Origin of the sequence: Mesorhizobium waimense, from assembly GCF_003601975.1 — a bacterium.
Lineage (GTDB): Bacteria > Pseudomonadota > Alphaproteobacteria > Rhizobiales > Rhizobiaceae > Mesorhizobium > Mesorhizobium waimense.
Genome location: NZ_QZWZ01000014.1, coordinates 1 through 17,978, shown reverse-complemented (window position 1 = coordinate 17,978; position 17,978 = coordinate 1). Strand labels below are relative to the sequence as shown.

Annotated in this window: 16 protein-coding genes and 2 pseudogenes; 7 read left to right on the top strand and 11 right to left on the bottom strand. The window is 65.4% G+C overall.

The window, feature by feature from the left end:
* Nucleotides 1-32 precede the first annotated feature (32 nt).
* Nucleotides 33-959, top strand: coding sequence for a LysR substrate-binding domain-containing protein (locus D3227_RS18630; protein ID WP_120015748.1), 927 nt, complete (start codon nt 33-35; stop codon nt 957-959).
* Here D3227_RS18630 and D3227_RS18625 read toward each other — a convergent pair.
* Together D3227_RS18625 and D3227_RS18615 are read right to left on the bottom strand one after the other, a co-directional pair.
* A complete protein-coding gene (locus tag D3227_RS18625) occupies nt 956-1,552 on the bottom strand; it encodes a hypothetical protein (protein WP_147377628.1) in 597 nt (198 codons plus the stop codon). The genes D3227_RS18630 and D3227_RS18625 overlap by 4 nt on opposite strands.
* 9 nt (nt 1,553-1,561) lie before the next feature.
* Nucleotides 1,562-2,195: pseudogene (locus tag D3227_RS18615) on the bottom strand (integrase core domain-containing protein); the annotation flags it as partial.
* Nucleotides 2,196-2,287: 92 nt separating this feature from the next.
* On the opposite strand from D3227_RS18615, the gene D3227_RS18610 reads away from it, so the two are divergent.
* Together D3227_RS18610 and D3227_RS18600 are read left to right on the top strand one after the other, a co-directional pair.
* On the top strand, nt 2,288-3,328 hold the full coding sequence (locus D3227_RS18610; RefSeq protein ID WP_120015915.1) for an IS110 family RNA-guided transposase: 1,041 nt from the start codon (nt 2,288-2,290) through the stop codon (nt 3,326-3,328).
* 577 nt (nt 3,329-3,905) lie between these two features.
* Nucleotides 3,906-4,139: a DUF2093 domain-containing protein gene (locus D3227_RS18600; RefSeq protein ID WP_120015742.1), complete on the top strand. Its 234-nt coding sequence runs from the start codon at nt 3,906-3,908 to the stop codon at nt 4,137-4,139.
* Here the strand turns inward: D3227_RS18600 and lpxK are convergent, their stop codons facing one another.
* The 8 genes and pseudogenes from lpxK to D3227_RS18560 all read right to left on the bottom strand — a co-directional run bounded on the left by lpxK (nt 4,140) and on the right by D3227_RS18560 (nt 12,596).
* Entirely contained in the window at nt 4,140-5,168 is a 1,029-nt protein-coding gene (lpxK, locus tag D3227_RS18595; protein ID WP_120015740.1) for a tetraacyldisaccharide 4'-kinase, read from the bottom strand.
* A gap of 1 nt (nt 5,169) precedes the next feature.
* Nucleotides 5,170-6,486, bottom strand: coding sequence for a lipid IV(A) 3-deoxy-D-manno-octulosonic acid transferase (gene waaA, locus D3227_RS18590; RefSeq protein ID WP_120015738.1), 1,317 nt, complete (start codon nt 6,484-6,486; stop codon nt 5,170-5,172).
* Entirely contained in the window at nt 6,483-7,274 is a 792-nt protein-coding gene (locus D3227_RS18585) for a lysophospholipid acyltransferase family protein (protein WP_120015736.1), read from the bottom strand. Before D3227_RS18585 ends, waaA begins: the two co-directional genes overlap by 4 nt.
* 5 nt (nt 7,275-7,279) lie before the next feature.
* On the bottom strand, nt 7,280-7,525 hold the full coding sequence (locus D3227_RS18580; RefSeq protein ID WP_064992210.1) for a DUF4170 domain-containing protein: 246 nt from the start codon (nt 7,523-7,525) through the stop codon (nt 7,280-7,282).
* A 73-nt stretch (nt 7,526-7,598) separates the two neighbouring features.
* Entirely contained in the window at nt 7,599-8,405 is an 807-nt protein-coding gene (locus D3227_RS18575; protein WP_120015734.1) for a 3'(2'),5'-bisphosphate nucleotidase CysQ, read from the bottom strand.
* On the bottom strand, nt 8,392-9,723 hold the full coding sequence (locus D3227_RS18570; RefSeq protein ID WP_120015732.1) for a TldD/PmbA family protein: 1,332 nt from the start codon (nt 9,721-9,723) through the stop codon (nt 8,392-8,394). Before D3227_RS18570 ends, D3227_RS18575 begins: the two co-directional genes overlap by 14 nt.
* A 192-nt stretch (nt 9,724-9,915) precedes the next feature.
* Nucleotides 9,916-11,152: pseudogene (locus D3227_RS18565) on the bottom strand (NAD(P)/FAD-dependent oxidoreductase).
* A 10-nt stretch (nt 11,153-11,162) separates the two neighbouring features.
* Nucleotides 11,163-12,596 (bottom strand): aminotransferase-like domain-containing protein, encoded by a 1,434-nt coding sequence (locus D3227_RS18560; protein ID WP_245451791.1) that lies wholly within the window; start codon nt 12,594-12,596, stop codon nt 11,163-11,165.
* Nucleotides 12,597-12,859: 263 nt separating this feature from the next.
* Here D3227_RS18560 and D3227_RS18555 point away from each other — a divergent pair, with 263 nt between their 5' ends.
* The 4 genes from D3227_RS18555 to D3227_RS18540 are packed head-to-tail and all read left to right on the top strand — an operon-like array spanning nt 12,860 to nt 17,203.
* The gene (locus D3227_RS18555) at nt 12,860-14,026 is read left to right on the top strand and encodes an ABC transporter ATP-binding protein (RefSeq protein ID WP_120015730.1); all 1,167 of its coding nucleotides are present in this window, start codon (nt 12,860-12,862) and stop codon (nt 14,024-14,026) included.
* 6 nt (nt 14,027-14,032) lie between these two features.
* The gene (locus tag D3227_RS18550; protein ID WP_120015728.1) at nt 14,033-15,085 is read left to right on the top strand and encodes an ABC transporter substrate-binding protein; all 1,053 of its coding nucleotides are present in this window, start codon (nt 14,033-14,035) and stop codon (nt 15,083-15,085) included.
* Nucleotides 15,086-15,091: 6 nt separating this feature from the next.
* Nucleotides 15,092-16,372 carry an ABC transporter permease gene (locus D3227_RS18545; RefSeq protein ID WP_120015726.1) on the top strand — a complete coding sequence of 427 codons (1,281 nt, stop codon included), beginning with the start codon at nt 15,092-15,094 and terminating at the stop codon, nt 16,370-16,372.
* Between the two features lie 12 nt (nt 16,373-16,384).
* Complete coding sequence (locus D3227_RS18540; protein ID WP_120015724.1) at nt 16,385-17,203, top strand: ABC transporter permease; 819 nt, start codon at nt 16,385-16,387, stop codon at nt 17,201-17,203.
* Nucleotides 17,204-17,305: 102 nt separating this feature from the next.
* Here D3227_RS18540 and D3227_RS18535 read toward each other — a convergent pair whose 3' ends face one another.
* Nucleotides 17,306-17,737: a YybH family protein gene (locus tag D3227_RS18535; RefSeq protein WP_120015722.1), complete on the bottom strand. Its 432-nt coding sequence runs from the start codon at nt 17,735-17,737 to the stop codon at nt 17,306-17,308.
* Nucleotides 17,738-17,978 lie beyond the last annotated feature (241 nt).

Genomic DNA, 17,978 nt, shown 5'->3' with positions numbered 1-17,978 from the left:
ACAAACGAGCAAATCGAGGGTCACCTGTGAGCATGGATCACAGCTCAGAACCAATGCTGCCGCTTGAGACCTTGCGCGCCTTCGACGCGGCGGCGCGCACCGGGAGTTTTTCGGCCGCCGCCGAAAAGCTCAACCTCACCCATGGCGCCGTCAGCCGGCAGATCGCCAAGCTGGAGGACTGGCTGGGGCTGAAAGTGTTCGATCGTGGCGCGCGCGGCGTGTCGCTGACGATCGAGGGCAATCGGCTGCATCTCAGGACCACCGAGGCTTTCGCGCTGATCGCGAGCAATTCCGACCGCTGGGTCGAGCCGCGCGGCACAGCCGTGGTGCGACTGACCTCGATCCCCTCGGTCAGCGGCCTGTGGCTGATGCCGCGCATGGCAGCGCTTGAGAGCCACCCGACCAAACTGCGCATCGTACTCGATGTCGACAACCGGCAGGCCGATCTCGCCGATGAAGGCATCGATCTGTCGGTGCGCTGCGGGCGCGGCCGCATTCCAGGACGCGTTTCGGTGCAGCTGTTCGAGGAACATGTGTTCCCGATCGCCTCGCCGGATCTCGCGAGCGAAATCGGCCGCGGCGACCCTGCCCGGCTGCTCAAATTCCCGCTGATCAACGATTCCGATGCGTCCACATGGCGCGCCTGGTTCGCGGCGCAAGGTATCGACTATCGCCCGCGCCCGCACGACCGCCGCTTCGAGGACTATAATCTGGTACTCGACGCAGCCGCGCATGGGCTGGGCATCGCACTGGCGCGGCCGCCGCTAACGCAGGACCAGCTGAAGTCGGGCCGTATCGTCGCGGTTGACGACCGCGTCGCGCTCAATCCGATTTCTTACTGGCTCGACCGGCCGGCTGGCCGCCCGCGCGCCGCCGCCGCCGACCTTGCCCGGCGCATCGCGGCGCAGGCCGGACTGGCGCCGGAAAAGATCGAGGCGTTCATCGAGGCCGAGAGTTAGCGAAGCACCATCAGTACAAAGCCGACGATCGCGACGGCAAGCAACCCGGCGCCAAGCGACATCAGTCCGATGCTCATCTTCCTGGGTTGGGGCTCCCCCGTGTCGCCCGGCCGGGAGCCGCCCTGCCCCTGTCTTGTCGCCGAACCGGTGGCGGGAGCACGGCGAAGCGGCGCGATCTCCGCCGCAAGAAGCGCCAGCCAGGGCATGGCAATTGGCTTGCCGCCCTCATCTGCGACCACCGGGGACAACACCAGGCTACGTTGCGCGGTATCGGCTTCCGGCGCCTGTCTCCTCGCGACGGCTGCGACCGGCGCAGCATCGCTTGCCGAATCCGTGCCCGGGTCGATCAGAAGCCGATAGGCATTCTCAATCTCGGCCGAGGACAATTGTTGATGCGTGCCGGGCGCGATGGCCGGCAACAGGGTCGGCAGCGCGACTGCCACCGGCTGCGATGGCCCGGCCGCCGGTTCCGGCGGCGCGACCAATGCCTTGACCAGCGCCGTCCTCACCGGATCGGCCTTAGCCGACGGCAAAGCCTCCGGCGTCAATGCTTCCCGCAACAACGATGTCAGGCGGGCAGAGGAAATGTCCATGCCGGTCAGCTAGATGTTTGGTCCCGGCATTTGCTGGAGCGGATTGAGTTTGAAGCGTTCCGGTTGTGACGCCCACGCCTTGCAGATGAACTCGTAGGGTGTGAGACCCTTGAGGGTCTTGAGCCTGCGGGCGAAGTTGTAGGCGGCGACGAAGTCGGCGAGATGGGTGCGGAGTTGGTCGTGGCTCTCGTAGTAGAAGCGCTTGACGGTGGCGTCCTTGATAGTCCGGTTCATTCTCTCGACCTGGCCGTTGGTCCACGGATGCCTGGCCTTGGTCGTGCGGTGCTCGATGTCGTTCCTGGCGCAGGCGTATTCGAAGGCGTGAGCGCGGAATATCTCGCCATTGGCGATTGCCTCCTTGATCAGCGGCACCGCCGAGCCACCGGCACCGGGGGTGGTGAACTGGATGCCATTGTCGGTAAGCACGGTGTGGATCTTGTAGGGCACGGCCGCGATCAACCGCGAGCGGCAGCAGCGTGTAGCGGCGGAAAGCGACAATGACCTCCTCCTCAATCGAGAGCACCGTCGATCTCGGTTCCTTCGGACCAGTCGGTAGATCGGAGACCGAAGCTCGCCTCTTCCACTTCGCAACCGTCTTCTGGTTGATCCCGTAGCGCTTGGCCAGCGTCCTCAGGCTCTCTTGATGGGGTGGACGGCGCCCGCAACGGCATCATCCTCGTGAGAGGCATGCCAAGATGGCTGCTGTCGAGCACTCATCTGAAGGAGCACCGTCCCATGGAAAAGACTAACATCGAACTCAATGCTGTAGCCACCGTCGGCCTCGATCTGGCCAAGCATGTCTTCCAGGTCCACGCTGTCGACGCTGCCGGCCGTGTCGTCATGTCTCGTGCGCTACGGCGCAAAGATGTGCTGGCATTCTTCGAGCGTCTGCCGTCGTGCCTGATCGGCATAGAAGCATGCGGCTCGGCCCATCATTGGGCTCGCGAACTGGCAAAGTGTGGCCATGATGTGCGGCTGATGCCGCCAGCGTACGTGAAGGCCTATGTCCGTCGCCAGAAGAACGACGCCGCTGATGCAGCGGCCATCTGCGAGGCGGTGACGCGGCCCTCCATGCGTTTTGTACCGGTGCGATCGGTCGAGAACCAGGCTGCGCTCATGCACCATAAGGTGCGCGAACTTTTGGTGGCGCAACGCACGCAAATGCTCAATGCCCTGCGCAGCCATCTGGCCGAAATCGGGATCATCGCCGCGCAGGGACCGAACAATGCCCGTGCTCTGGCGGTTCTCATCATGGAAAGCAACGACATGATCCCGGCGGTCGTGCGCTCGGCCTTGTTGCCTGTGGTGCGTAGGTTGAACGAACTCGATGAAGAGATCGGGGAAAGCGATCGAGCCATTCTGGCTCTCGCCAGAGCCGATGACACCGCGCGCCGTCTGATGACCGTTCCCGGCATCGGTCCCGTCACCGCCTCTGCGCTTGCCGCAAGTATCCAGGATATCTCCGCTTTCTCGGGCCCGCGTGAGTTCGCGGCCTTCCTCGGGCTAACGCCCCGGCAAAGTTCATCAGGCGGCAAGGAGCGGCTGGGGCGCGTTTCCAAGATGGGAAACCGATATCTGCGCAAGCTGCTCGTTGTCGGCGCTCACGCGGTCCTCTTCCATCGCAAACGTTGCAGCGATGCGTTGAGAAGCTGGGCTGACCGCCTGATGGAGACCAAGCCATTCAAGCTTGTCGCCGTGGCGACCGCCAACAAGCTCGCCCGCATCGCCTTCGCACTCATGCGTGATGACGCACGCTATGCCGGTACGCCGGCGTAACGGAAAAACGGCTGAGGCAGCGGTCCAGAATCGAGGGTGACAATGACGTGATGGGAACAGACGAGGACATATCCCGAAAGCCTGCAACGTAGTCGGAGCTTCGAGCTCGTTCTCTTGATCAGGCCAAAGGATCAGCGGACACCATCAGGGCCAGCGGTCACAGTACCGCAACAACAGGCCGGAGACATGACCGCACCCGAGACCATCCCATCGCCGAAAACAAACCCTTGATCTGCGGGCGCCGTCCAGACATGACTATGTTGTATCGCTCGACGGACCGCCTCTGTCGTTGTGGCGCTCCCATGCAGAACTTGGCCCATAGCGCATCCTTTGATTCGGAAGATAAGGATGCTCCATCAAAGCCCGGGATCAAACATCTAGTGCGGTTCATCGTTTCACGGAAACGCCGAACCGCTCTATCTGTTTGTTGACGCAATTCCGGACGGAAAACCGTTTCACACTTTTCCTGGAATTGCTTGCAGTATCCGATCGGACAATAGGGCATCAGCATTGCGTCAAGCTTGACCTTGCCGGCAATTTATGGCGATGACATCCTCATGAACCTTGGCGCCACCCCATGATGAACCGTTTCGAAGGCCCTGGCGGCAAGGAAGCCCGGATTCGTTATCTCGATGGCGATTTCCAGGTCACCAGTCCTGGCGCCTTCGTGCGCTGCGCGGTGACCGGCGAGAGCATCCCGCTCGACGAGCTCAAATATTGGAGCGTGGCCAGGCAGGAGCCTTACGCGAACGCCACCGCCTCGCTACGGCGTGAGATCGAGGCGAATCCGGAACTGCGCAGCCGGCGGTAGTCAGCCCCGCAACTTCCGCTGCCGCCATGCATCCAGCGTTTCGTCGATGATGCGTTCGGGCACGTGGTCGAGTTCGAACACGGTGTCGATCTCCAGCACGTCGAGCTGCTCCAGGAACCCGGCAGGTGCCGCGCCGTGGCGCAACCTCGCAGCATCCTTGGCCGTGGTGACGAGGCGAAGCCCTTCGCGACGCGCGGTGCCGGCGAGTTCGGCAAGCTCGTCCTCGCCATAGAAATGATGATCCGGAAAGGCCCTCGAGAGCACCACCTCGCCGTCGGCTGCGCGAAGCGTGTCGAAGAATTTTTCGGGATGGCCGATACCGGCGAAGGCCAGAAAGCGCCCGCCGGCAAAGCGGACCTTACCCCGAGGTTCGGTGCGCGCCTCGAAGATCGGCCGGCCGGCGCGCGCCGCCTGGCGTACCACCGCATCGGCCGCGGTGCCCTCGCCCAACTTTAGCAGCGCGCTGGTGAAGACCAGTTGGTCGACGATGTTTGCCCTCAGCGGCCCGCCGGGGATGACGCGGCCATTACCGATGCCGTAGCGCGTGTCGACGACGACCAGCGCAAAGTCGATATGAATGCGCGCGCTCTGGAAGCCGTCGTCCATGATGAGGAAGTCGCAGCCATGCTCCTCGATGAGCAGCCTGGCGCCCGCCGCACGGTTCGGCGTCACCGCGACCGGCGCATGTTCGGCCAGCAGCAGCGGCTCGTCGCCGACATGCTTGGCGGCGTCGTGATGCGGATCGACGAGATGCGGCTGCGCGAACGAGCCGCCATGGCCGCGCGACAGGAAGCCAGGATTGAGCTGCATGCGTTTGGCCTGCCTGGCCAGCGTGATCGCCACCGGCGTCTTGCCGGTGCCGCCGACGGTGAAATTGCCGACGCACAGCACCGGTGCCTCGACCTTTTCGCGCGGCGCACGGCGCATGCGGCGGCCGGCGACAACGGCATAGGCGGCCGACAGCGGCGACAGCGCCAGCACGCGCCAGTCCGGCTTTTCCCACCAGAAGGGCGGCGCCTCGGAGGTCACGCTACCTCCCGTTGGCGCCCTTCAGGCGCGACTTGACGACCAGCGGCTGGATGTAGGGCTCCAGCGACTTCAGCGTGCGCGCAAGCGCGCCGCGCATCTCGTCGACGGTCGCCACACCGGCCGCCATCATCTCATAGCGGGCCGCCTCGTTGGTCAAAAGGAAATTGACGGCGCCGGCCAGCATGTCGCGGTCGCGCACGAGTCTCGCGCCGCCGCTGTCGAGCAACCGCTGATAGGCCTCGCGGAAATTCTGCACGTTGCGGCCGGCGAGCACCGCCGTCTCGAGCATCGCTGGTTCCAGCGGGTTCTGGCCGCCCTCGGAGGTCAGCGAACGGCCGACGAAGGCGATCTCCGTCAGCCTGAGGTAAAGGCCCATCTCGCCGATCGTGTCACCGAGCAGGATATCGGTATCGGCGGTGATCCTGTCGCCCTTGCTGCGCCGGGCAAGCTTCAGGCCCATGCCGGAAATCTGCACGGCCAGCGCCTCGGCGCGGTCGGGATGGCGCGGCACGATGATCGTCAGCAGGCCGTGATGGCGCCTGTGCAGCATGGCATGGACTTCCGCCGCCACCACTTCCTCTCCGTCATGGGTCGAGATCGCCGCCCAGGTCGGCCGCTCGCCGAGCTGGCGCTTCAGCGAGGACAACGCCCGTTCGTCGACCGGCGGCGGCGAGGTGTCGACCTTGAGATTGCCCGACACGGTGACCGGCCGGGCGCCCAGCGAGCGGAATCGCTCGCCGTCGACATCCGACTGGGCGACGACATGGGCAAGGTTCTCGAACAGGGCCTCGGCGATGTTGGCGCGCTTTTTCCAGGAGGTGAAGGAGCGGTCGGACAGCCTGCCGTTGACCAGCACCTGCGGCACGCGCCGCGCGCCGAGTTCCAGCATGGTCATCGGCCAGATTTCCGATTCGGCGATGATCGCCAGGTCCGGCCGCCAATGGTCGAGGAAACGGCTGACCGCCGGCTTGAGATCAAGCGGCACATATTGGTGGATGATGCGGGCGCCAAGGCGCTCGTCGGCGACCTGCGCGGAGGTGACGGTGCCGGTGGTCAGCACGATGTTGACGCCGTAATCGAGGATGCTCTCGACCAGGGGAATGACAGCGAGCGTCTCGCCAACGCTCGCCGCATGGATCCAGATCATCGGCCCTTCCGGGCGCGGACGACCGGCGACGCCGTAGCGCTCGCGCCGGCGCACTCGATCTTCCTTGCCACGGGAGGTGCGCCAGGCGACGTAGGGCCCGATCAGCGGATAGGCGGCGGCGCCAGCATAGCGGTAGGCCGACAGCATGGCGCGCGCCCAGCGCTCACTCATTTGCGACCGCCCACGAGGCGGTAGGCCTCGGCGGTGGCGGCATTGAGCGAGGCGGTCAGTTCCTGGCGCTTGCGCTCCATTTCGGCGTCGTCGGCATTGGCCGGAACCAGCACCGGCGTTCCGAGAACGATCGATGCGCGGCCGAAAGGCAGGTTGATCGTGGTCTTGTCCCAGCTCTTCTCCAGCACTTTGCGGCGGCTGGTGGCGATGGCCGCGGGCATGATCGGGCGACCCGAGAGCCGCGCCAGAAGGACGATGCCGAGCCCCGCGTCGCGCGGCGTACCGTGGGGTATGTCTGCGATCATGGCGACGTTCTTGCCGGCCGTGAGCGACTTTTTCAGGGCAATCAGCGCCTTGGCGCCACCCTTGTCGAGATGCCTGGTGCTGTCGCGTCCGCCGGAGCCGCGCACGGCCTCGATGCCGAATCTCTCGAGCATCAGCGCGTTGAGCTCGGCATCGGCGCTGCGCGAGACCATGGCGACCAGCGGCCGGCCCTTGGGATAGTAGGCCGGGGTGAGGAGATGCTGGCCGTGCCAGAGCGCGATGATGCCGGGTTCCAGATGCGCGTAGGCGCCGCCGGCGACCTCAGCCGATCCGTCGACCATGCGATTGGTCAGGCGCACCAGGCGCACGAACTGGGCGAGCAGGCCGACAATGAGGTTCTTGACGAATCGCGACTGCGCCAGCGGTTCGCGGACCCTGCGCCAGAAGGCCTTGGTGGCACGGCTGCCGCCGCGGCCCGCGGGCGCGGCCTCGCCGGCCGGCGCTTTCGCCACATCATGGTCCATGGAAATCAACCGACGGCCTTGCTGTCTGGGTCGAGCAGCCGATGCAGGTGAACGACGAAATAGCGCATATGGGCGTTATCGACACTGGCTTGCGCCTTGGCCTTCCAGGCCGTGTGCGCGGATTGATAGTCGGGGTAGATGCCGACGATGTCGAGCCCATCGAGGTCGCGGAATTCGGTTCCGCCCAGCTTTTTCAGCTCGCCGCCGAAAACCAGGTGCAAAAGCTGTTTCTTTCCGTCTTCCGCGGTCATGTCGGTCCTTCACATATCGTGAGTTTGCAGAGGTCTAGACCAAAGCCGCCGACTTTGGAACCTTTGATGATGGTTAACTGTCCAGCCCGGCAATGACACCGGCAAGCACGGCAAGCAGCGCGCCGCTGCCGGCGGCGAGCGCGCCGTGGCGAATCACCTTGCCGGCATAGCGCGGCCGCTCGCCGTGTCGGTCGAGCAAGGAGCCCCCCGCCTCGTGCAGGATGAGATCGGCGGCGGCGATGTCCCAGTCATGCGCGCTCGGCTTGACGAAGGTTGCATCGAGGCGGCCATTGGCGACCATCGCCAGCCGGTAGGCGAGCGAAGGAATGTAGGTCACGCGGTTCAGCCGGTCCTGCCACTCAGCCGGCATCAGGTCGACCAGCGGCTTCGGCCCGCCAATGTCGATCTTTGCCGAGGGTTGGCGCGCGGCAATGCGACGGCCGTTCAGGAACGCGCCCTCGCCGGGCAGCGCCCAATAGGTTTCTTCCATGGCCGGGCATTCAAGCACGCCTGCCACCGTGCGGCCGACCTCGACCACCGCAACGCTGACGCACCAGGAGCGCAGGCCTTCGAGGAAGCCGCGCGTACCGTCGATCGGATCGACGACGAAGGTCCGGCGCGCGAGAAGCCGTGCCGGATCGTCGGCGGTTTCCTCCGACAGCCAACCATAGTCGGGCCGTGCCGCAAGCAAGGTCTCGCGCAGATAGGCATCGGCGGCGTGGTCGGCTTCGCTGACCGGCGACGTGCCACCCTTCATCCAGACCTGCGGGTTGTTGCCGAAGTAGCGCATGGCGATGATGCCGGCCTCGCGGGCGGCGTCGCGCAGCAGGGTCAGGTCCTCGCAGGCCCCGGCCGATATGACCGTATCAGGCGCCGGCAAGGGTCATCCCTTCGATCATCAGCGTCGGAGCCGCGGTGCCGAAATCGCGATCGAGATCGCTGGCCGGGACCATGTTGAGGAACATCGTCTTCAAATTGGAGGCGATGGTCACTTCCGCCACCGGATAGGCAAGTTCGCCATTCTCGATCCAGAAGCCGGACGCGCCGCGGCTGTATTCGCCGGTGATCATATCGACGCCCTGGCCGAACACTTCGGTGACGTAAAAGCCACTCTTCAGCGACTTGATCAAATCTTCTGGCGTGCGTTCGCCCGGCTCGATGGCGAGGTTGGTCGAGGATGGCGAGACGGAGGAGCCGCTGCGCGACCCGCGTCCATTGGTGGTCAGGCCGAGCTCACGCGCGGCCGAGGTCGACAGGAGCCAGTGGTTGAGAACGCCTTTTTCGACCATTAGCAGCATCTTTCCCTCGACGCCTTCGCCGTCGAAGGGTCGCGAGGCCTGGCCTCGGCGCCGCAGCGGCTCGTCGGTGACGGTGATAGCTGCCGAGGCCACCTGCTTGCCCATCATGTCGCGCAGGAAACTGGTCTTGCGAGCCACGGCGGCGCCATTGATGGCGCCGGCAAGATGGCCGGCAATGCCGCGCGCAACGCGCGGATCAAACACGACATCGACCGGCCCGGTGGCCGCCTTGCGGGCGCCGAGGCGGCGCACGGCGCGTTCGCCGGCCTTGCGGCCGATATCTTCGGGTGCGTCGAGATCGGAATAATGCTGGTGCGAGGAGTACTCGTAATCGCGCTCCATGCCGGTGCCCTCGCCGGCGATGACGCTGGCCGAGCGCGAGAAACGCGAGGCGACATACTGGCCGACGAAGCCGTGCGAGGTGGCGAGCACCAGCCCGCCGAGCCCGGCGCCGGCGCTGCTGCCGGACGAGTTGGTGACGCCCTTGACGGCAAGTGCCGCCGCTTCCGCCGCAAGGGCCGCCTCCTTCAGTTCGTCGGCCGAAACCTCGGTCGGGTCGAACAGATCGAGGTCGCGCGGCTTGCCGGCCAGCAGCGCCGAATCGGCGAGCCCCTGATAGGGATCCTCCGGCGACACCTTGGCCATGGCGACGGCACGCTCGGCCAGCGCCTTCGGGTCGGAGGCGGCGGTCGCCGAAACGCTCGCCACCCGCTGCCCGACGAAGACGCGCAGCGCGACATCCTCGCTCTCGGACGATTCAGTGGCCTCTACCTTGCCCAGCCGCACCGACACGCCGGCCGAGCGGCCGCGCACCGCGACTGCATCCGCGGCATCGGCGCCGGCGCGTTTGGCAGCCTCGACCAGGGCCGCAACGCGGTCGGTCAATTTCGTGTCGGTCATGCGTATCAATCCTGCTTTTTCTGCCGGCCTTGGGAGGAAGCCACTGGCACCCATCTATTGGTCCGCCGTGGCTTGTACAATGGGAAACGCGGCAATCAAAAGGCAAGCCAGCCGGTTCAGAGCGCCGGCTCAGGTCCATCTCGCCTTTCCGGTCTCGCCGAACAGGTTTCGCGTCCTAGGAGGAAATGACCGTCAGAAGCGATCCGCGGCAAAGGGCGCGACGCGCGCCGCATCGCCGCGTCCGGCGATCAGATCGGCGACCAGCCGCGCCGTGATCGGCGCCAATGTCAGCCCGAGATGGCCATGGCCGAACGCGTAGACGACGCCGGGGCTGCGGCGTGAGAGCCCGATGACCGGACGCGAATCGGGTAGCGATGGCCGGAAGCCGAGCCATTCCGATGACGGCTTGCCGAGCTGGGGAAAGATCTGCCTCACGCCGCGGTCGAGCAGCGCCAGTCGGCGCGGATTGGGCGGCGCGGCAAGGCCGCCAAGCTCGACGGTGCCGGCAACGCGCAGCCGGCCAGCCATCGGCGTCATGTAGAAGCCGAGATCGACGGGGCAGACCGGACGGTTGAGCAGAGCTGCTTCCGTCGAAAATTCCAAATGATAGCCGCGCTCGGTCTCGAGCGGAACGCTGTCGCCGGCTTGTGCGGCCAAGGCGCGCGAGCGGGCGCCGGCGGCGATGACCACCGTTTTTGCCCTGACGCGAAAACCGGGACCGCTGAGTTCAACGCCACCGTCGCCAGCCTGCAAGCGGCTGATTTCGGCCTTGGCTAGCGATGCGCCGCGAGCGACGACTGCATCGAACAGCCGGCGCATCACCATGCCCGGATCGGTGACGTTCAGCGAGTCCGGAAAGTACAGGCCGCGGGCCCCGATCGCCGGCAGGCGGGGCTCCAGCACGGCCACCTGCTGCGGCGTCAGCACCTCCTGGTGGACGCCAAACTCGGCACGCAGCGCCCGGCCGCCGGCTGAAGCGGCAAAGTCGCTCTCGCGGCGGTAGAGATAGAGGCAGCCATTGCGGCGCATAAGGTCCTGCAGGCCGGCCTCCTGCTCCATCTCTCCCCAGGCCGGCAAGGCCTCGGCCAGCAAACCGGCCAGCGCCACGGCGTTGGCGCGGGTGGCTCCGGGCAGCGACTGCCTGACAAAACGGACCAGCCATGGCGCCAGCTGGAAAAGTGCTGTCCAGCGCAGTGCAAACGGGCTGTCGGGATCGAGCAGCAGAAGCGCGCAGCACGGCCGGGTTGCCGACCGGCATGCAGGCATATTCGGCGATCGTCCCGGCATTGCCGAAGGAGGCGCCGGAGCCGGGCTCGTTGGGATCGATGAGCAGGACCTCGCGCCCCTCGCCGGCCAGCCCCAGCGCCGTCGCCAGCCCGACAATTCCGGCGCCGACAATGGCGATCTCGACTGTTTCGGATGCCGCCACCACAAAGCCCTCAGACGAAGCCGGGAAGCTGCAAATGACCGGCCGCAAGCAATTCAGCCATTGTGCTCAGCGCCATCCGCAAATCGTCGAGCGAGCGTGCCGCGCCGACATTGATGCGCACGCCATGCTGCACCGGTTCGCGGCCGACGGCGAAGGCGTCGCCTGGCAGCACGGCAACGCCGCGCTGCAGGCAGGTGCGGGCAAAGCCCGCGCCGCGCCACGGTTCGGGAAGCCGCAGCCAGGCATGGGTCGAGGTCGGATGGGTCTGGACATCGAAGCCGCCGAGGATGTCGGTCAGCACCGCCTGGCGCAGGCGCAGTTCCTGCTTCTGCGTCTCGATGATGCGCGCCGCGGTCCCCTCCTCCAGCAATTGTGTGCCGATCAGCGCCGCCATCGGGCTGATGCTCCAGCAATTGATGCGCAGTGCTGCCGCCACCTGGCCGGCGATGGCGCGCGGCGCAATGACGAAACCGAGCCTCAGCCCCGGCGCGATGCATTTCGACAGGCCGCCAATGTGCACGGTCAGTTCGGGTTCGAGGCTGGCCAGCGACGGCGGCGGGTTGTCGGCCAGCGGGCGATAGACATCATCCTCGACGATCAGCACGTTGTGGCGCCGGGCGACGGCCACCAGCTCGTTGCGGCGTTCGGCGCTTAGCGTGATCGTCGTGGGATTGTGCAGCGTCGGCACCAGAAAGACGGCGCGCGGGCGCAGTTGCGCGCAGGCGGCGTCGAAGGCATCCGGCCGCATGCCGCCGCGATCCATGGCGACGCCCCTCAGATCCAACCCATGCACCCGGCAGAGCGCGTTGATGCCCTGATAGGTGACCTCGTCGGCGAGAATGACCTCGCCCTGCTTGGTCACCGCGCCGAGCACGCAATCCAGCCCATGCTGGGCACCGGCCGCCAACACGACCCGGCCGGGATCGCCGTCGCCGGCCACCGGCCGCATCCATTCGGCGATCGCCGCCCTCGCCCAGAGCGGCCCTTCCGGCGGATGGTAGTCCTGCAGCGTGGCGTAGTGCCGGTGCTTGGCCATGCGCGGCAGAAGCTGCGCCAGCGCGTCGAGATAGGCTGATGTCGCCGGCCGATTGACGGACAGGTCGACGACACCGCTGTCGTCGCTCGGCGCCGAGACGAAGCCCGGCCTTTCGCTGGCATCGCGCGCGGCGACGGTCGTGCCGCGCCCCGGCCGTGCTTCGAGCAGACCGCGCTCCTGCAGCGTCGACAGCGCGCGCGTCACCGTGGTGACGTTGATACCCAGCGCCCGCGCGATCTCGCGCTGCGGCGGCAGCCGGTCGCCCACGGCAAGCGTGCCGGCAGCGATCCGTTCGGCAATTGCGTCGGCAAGGCGGCGATAGACCGGACCTTCATCCGAGGCGAGTTGCAGGTCTTGAAGCATGCGGATTGGCGGATTCGGACTGTTGAGACGATTGGCATCTAGCATAAGACAATGTTCCGGACAATAGCACTTGTCTGGTTCATAAATCCAATATCCGATCGCAAAAATCCCACACAACTGTCAAAAAAGTCGCTTGACGGGGAAACTTGTCTGCATCTATGGTTCTTTAGCCATCGATTGTGTGAGCATACAAGTTTGGTTTGCCGCTCCTATTATGCGGCCAGCGCCCCGCGAGACCGAGACATGCAGCGCAAGCCCCTTTTCGTTTCGATCAACGGCCTTGGCGGCCGCACGACGGATTTCCACCGGTGACCGCTGCGGCGACAGCCCGGCCAGCCGGCAATTCCGCCTCGGCACCAGCAGCTGACCTCAACGGGTTTGTCGAATTCACCGATGTCGAGAAATCCTATGACGGTCGCACCTTTGCGGTGACGCGGCTGAACCTCAGCGTGGCGCGCGGCGAATTCCTCACCCTTCTCGGCCCCTCCGGCTCGGGCAAGACGACGACGCTCAACATGCTTGCCGGTTTCGAGCGCCCGACCAGGGGCGTCATCACGCTGGAGGGCCGTTCGGTCGACCGGCTGCCGCCCTATGAGCGCAACATCGGCATGGTGTTCCAGAACTACGCGCTGTTCCCGCACATGACGGTGGAGGAGAACGTCGCCTTCCCGCTCTCGGTGCGCAAGATCGACAAGGCCGACATCACCACCCGTGTCGGCCGCGCGCTGGACATGGTGCGGCTCAAGCAGTTCGGCGACCGGCGGCCGACACAGCTTTCCGGCGGCCAGCAGCAGCGCGTGGCGCTGGCGCGCGCGCTGGTGTTCGAACCGAGCCTGGTGCTGATGGACGAGCCGCTCGGCGCGCTCGACAAGAAGCTGCGCGAGCATATGCAGCTCGAGATCAAGCAGTTGCACACGATGCTTGGCGTCACCATCGTCTATGTCACGCACGACCAGAGCGAGGCGCTGACGATGTCGGACCGCGTCGCCGTCTTCAACAATGGCGGCATCGCCCAGCTCGGCTCGCCCGACGACCTCTACAACACGCCGCAGAGCTCGTTCGTGGCGAGCTTCATCGGCGAGAACAACACGCTTGCCGGCAAAGTCGAGCGCGTGGTGGGCAAGGAATGCCGCATCGTGCTGGATGGCGGCGGCGCGATCACCGCTTTGGCCATCGGCGTCGCCGAGGGTGCCGCCTGTCATGTCGCCATCCGCCCCGAGCGGCTCGGCCTGGCAGCCGCAGCGCAGGCCGGCAACAGGCTGGCGGCAACGGTCGACGGCCGCATCTATCTCGGCGACCACCAGCGCCTGCTGGCCAGGCTCGAAAACGGACAGGTGCTGACCATCAAGGTCGGCCCCGAAGCGACCATGGCGAATGGAGAGCCGGTGATGGTTTCCTGCGCGCCCGGTGATTGCCGCGCCTTTCCGGCCGATGCCGGAACGGGCGGATCGATATCAAAAACAACAGGGGAGTAAGATCACATGAAAATCACCAAGTCCCGGCTGCTCGCGCTCGCGGCGGCCACCGCCTGGATGGCGATCGGCCACGCCGCCGTCGCCGACGAGCTGTCGATCATGGCCAGCGGCGGCGCCTGGCAGGACGCGCAGCGCAAGGCCTGGTTCGAGCCGTTCACCAAGGAGACCGGAACCAAGATCGTCGAGCAGGAATATCTCGGCGATCTCGGCAAGGTCAAAGCCATGGTCGACACCGGCAACGTGCCGATCGACCTGGTGACGGTCGAAACCGCAACCGTGCTGCAGGGCTGCGACGCAGGCATCCTCGAGCGGCTCGACTATTCCAAGATCGCGCCGCGCGACAAATTCCTCGAAGGTTCGGCCCTCGACTGCGGCGTCGGCCTCGATGCTTATGGCGACGTGCTGGCCTATGACCCGACCGTGCTGAAGGAAGCGCCGACCTCGGTGCTCGATCTCTTCGACACCACCAAATTCCCGGGCAAGCGCGCCATGCGCAAGTTCCCGGCGCAGAACCTCGAATGGGCACTGATGGCCGATGGGGTCGCGCCAGCCGACGTCTACAAGGTGCTGGGCACGCCGGAAGGCGTCGACCGCGCCTTCAAGAAGCTCGACACGATCAAGAAGGACATCGTTTGGTGGGATGCCGGCGCACAGCCGCCGCAGCTTCTGGCTTCCAAGGAAGTGGTGATGACCACCGCCTGGAACGGCCGCATCCAGAACGCCATCGACAAGGACGGCGCGCCGTTCAAGATCGTCTGGAACAACCAGATCTTGGAATACGACATGATCGCCATTCCGAAGGGCGCCAAGAACCCGGAGCTCGCCTACAAATACCTCGCCTATATCAGCCAGCCGGAGAACAACGCCAAGCTCGCCAGCTACATCACCTACGGGCCGGTGCGCATCGATGCGGCGTCCTTCGTCGCCGCCGACGCCTTGCCGAAGCTGCCGAACGCGCCCGAGCATCTGAAGGGTGCTTACCTCGTCGCCGACACCGAGTTCTGGGGCGACTATGGCGAGGACCTGGTCAAGCGCTTCAACGCCTGGCTCGCGCAGTAGAAGGCGATGACGGCGATCCCGCCCAGCGAACTTGACCGGCCGGCGCTGGCCCGCGGCCGGTCGGCCGCCGACGCCGACCTGAGGTCGGTGTCGGCGGCGATCCGGCGGGCCGAGTTCGGCGACCGGCTGCGCTCGCTGGCGCTGGCCGGACCGCTGCTGGTGCTGCTGGCGCTGAGCTTCGGCATCCCGATCGTGCTGTTGCTGTCGCGCGCCGTCTACGACCCGACCATCGCCAGTGCCTTGCCGCAGACCTCCCAGGCGCTCAGCGGCTGGAGCGGCAGCGGCCTGCCCGACGACGCTGCCTTCCTGGCTCTGGCCGCCGACCTCAGGGACAACCAGGCCAAGGGCACCGCCTATGAGCTTGCCAAGAGCCTGAACGCCCGCCTGCCCGGCGCGCGCAGCCAGGTGCTGAAGACGGTGCGCCAGCTCGAAAGCGCCGGCGACAAGCCGCCGCTGGAGGTGGTGAAATCGGTGCCATTCTGGTCGCAGCCGGGCACCTGGCCGGCGATCGCCAACGGCACCCACGCCGTGACCTCGTTCTATCTGCTCAGCGCCCTCGACCTGCGCTGGAACGCCGATGGCTCGATCGAACGCGTGCCGCCCGAACAGGCGATCTTCCTGCAGGTGTTCATGCGCACCTTCTTCGTCGCGGCGGCGGTGACGCTGGCGACGCTCATGCTGGCCTTTCCGCTCGCCTATCTCATCGCCAGCGCACCGAAGGGGCTGGCCGCCATCCTGATCGTTGCGGTGCTGCTGCCGTTCTGGACGTCAATCCTGGTGCGCACGGCGGCCTGGACGGTGCTGCTGCAGAAATTCGGGCTGGTCAACGACCTGCTCCTGTGGCTCGGTGTCGTCGACGACCGGCTCGACCTGATGTACAGCCGCATCGGCCTGATCATCGCCATGACCCATATCCAGCTGCCGTTCACGCTGCTGCCGATCTACAGCGTCATGCGCACCATCCCGCCCTCGCAAATGAAGGCCGCCTATTCGCTGGGCGGGCGGCCCTTCACCGCATTCCGCCGCATCTATCTTCCGCAGGTCTTTCCGGGCGTCATGGCAGGATGCCTGCTCACCTTCATCCTGTGCCTCGGCTACTACATCACGCCGGCGCTGATCGGCGGCGCCAGCGACCAGCTGATCAGCAATTTCATCGCCAACTACGTCAATGTCGAATTGAACTGGGAGATGGCGGCGGCGCTCAGCTTCATCCTGCTGGTGTTCACGCTGGCGCTGTTCGGCATCTTTGCCCGCATCCTCGGCCTCGACCGGCTGAAACTCGTATAGGAGCTTCTCGCCATGATGCTGTCTCCCTATCCGACCACCGGCGAGCGCATCCGCATCGGGCTGTTATGGCTGTGGTGCGGACTGGTGATCCTGTTCCTGCTGGTGCCGATCCTGATCCCGGTGCCGCTGTCGTTCAACAGCGGCTCCTTCTTCATCTTTCCGCTCGAAGGCATTTCGACACGCTGGTACGAGGTCGTGCTCGGCACCCAGCGTTGGCAGTCGGCGATCGGCAACAGCCTGCTGGTCGCCTTCGGCACGACGCTGATCGCCACCATACTGGGCACGATGACGGCGATCGCGCTGGCCGACGAAAAGTTCCCGGGACGCCGCATCGTCATGCCGCTGCTCTTGTCGCCGCTGATCGTGCCGGTGGTGATCACCGCGGTCGGCTCGTATCTGTTCTACGCCCGCGTCGGCCTTGCCAGCACCTATGCCGGCATCATCCTGGCGCATACCGCGCTTGCCAGCCCGTTCGTCGTCGTCACCGTGGCGGCGAGCCTGACCGGCTTCGACCGCAATCTGATGCGCGCCGCCGCCATCTCCGGAGCCAAACCGGTGCGGTCGTTCTTCAAGGTGATGCTGCCGCTGATCCTGCCTGGCGTGCTCTCGGGCGCAGCGTTCGCCTTCGTCACCTCGTTCGACGAGGTGGTCGTGGTGCAGTTCCTGGCCAGCGCCAACCAGCGCACCATGCCGCTCGAAATGTTCATTGGCTTGCGCGAAAAACTCTCCCCGGCGATCACCGCTGCTGCGACGCTGATGATGGGGCTGTCGATCGTCCTGCTGGTCGTCGCCAATATTCTGGCGCGGCGTGGCCAGAAGCGGCCAGGCTGAGGGGCGCCTAAGCTGCTAGTGGCGTGGACTCATAAACCGCAGCCCGCCGAGGCACAAACTGCGGCTCGCATCGAGTAGGACCCAGACGGGCCGGCAACCCTTCTACTCTCCGACTATGGACGCCGGTGGGCGAGCTGAGGTTATCGGATCGGCATGACGAAGGACGATCCTCCACGCGCCTTGCTCCCGCCGGAATATGGTGGTGACCCGAAGCGTAATCGGCACCAGTTTGTCGTCACTACCGACCTTGGATCGGAACCGCTCGATCTCGATGATGTACCCCAACTCCGCCGTCGCGTACTCGGAGATGCGCTCAAAGCCGGTGGCCTCGCCGCCCCGAAAATTGGTGGCAGCCCATTCCATGGTCGTGGCGACCTTTTCCCAACCCTTCGCCGGCGGGCCGAACGGATTAGCGATAATGACGTCATCCCGTCGCGAGTAGAGATCCTTCAGAGGTTCAGGATCGCCCTTCACGAAGGCATCCAAAGCCAGATGATCCTGCTCGATAAATTTCGTTAGGTCAGAGGCTAACATCTAAGCGCCCTCAGGTGATCGGAAGGAGAAAACTTTATCCGAAAAGTCGGGTCCCTGCTCGCGCTATCTCGCTTCTTGGCGCTTCTACCAGCCGTTAATGAGATCACGCCCTAGTCATCTGGAACTGAAGTTCGTTACATTGTATGCTACGTCGCTTCTGGAGAGGAGCGCATTATGGCGAACGCGAATGGCCGCCCAACCGCGCCGTTGGTTCTGAGCGCAGACGAGCAGGATTATCTCG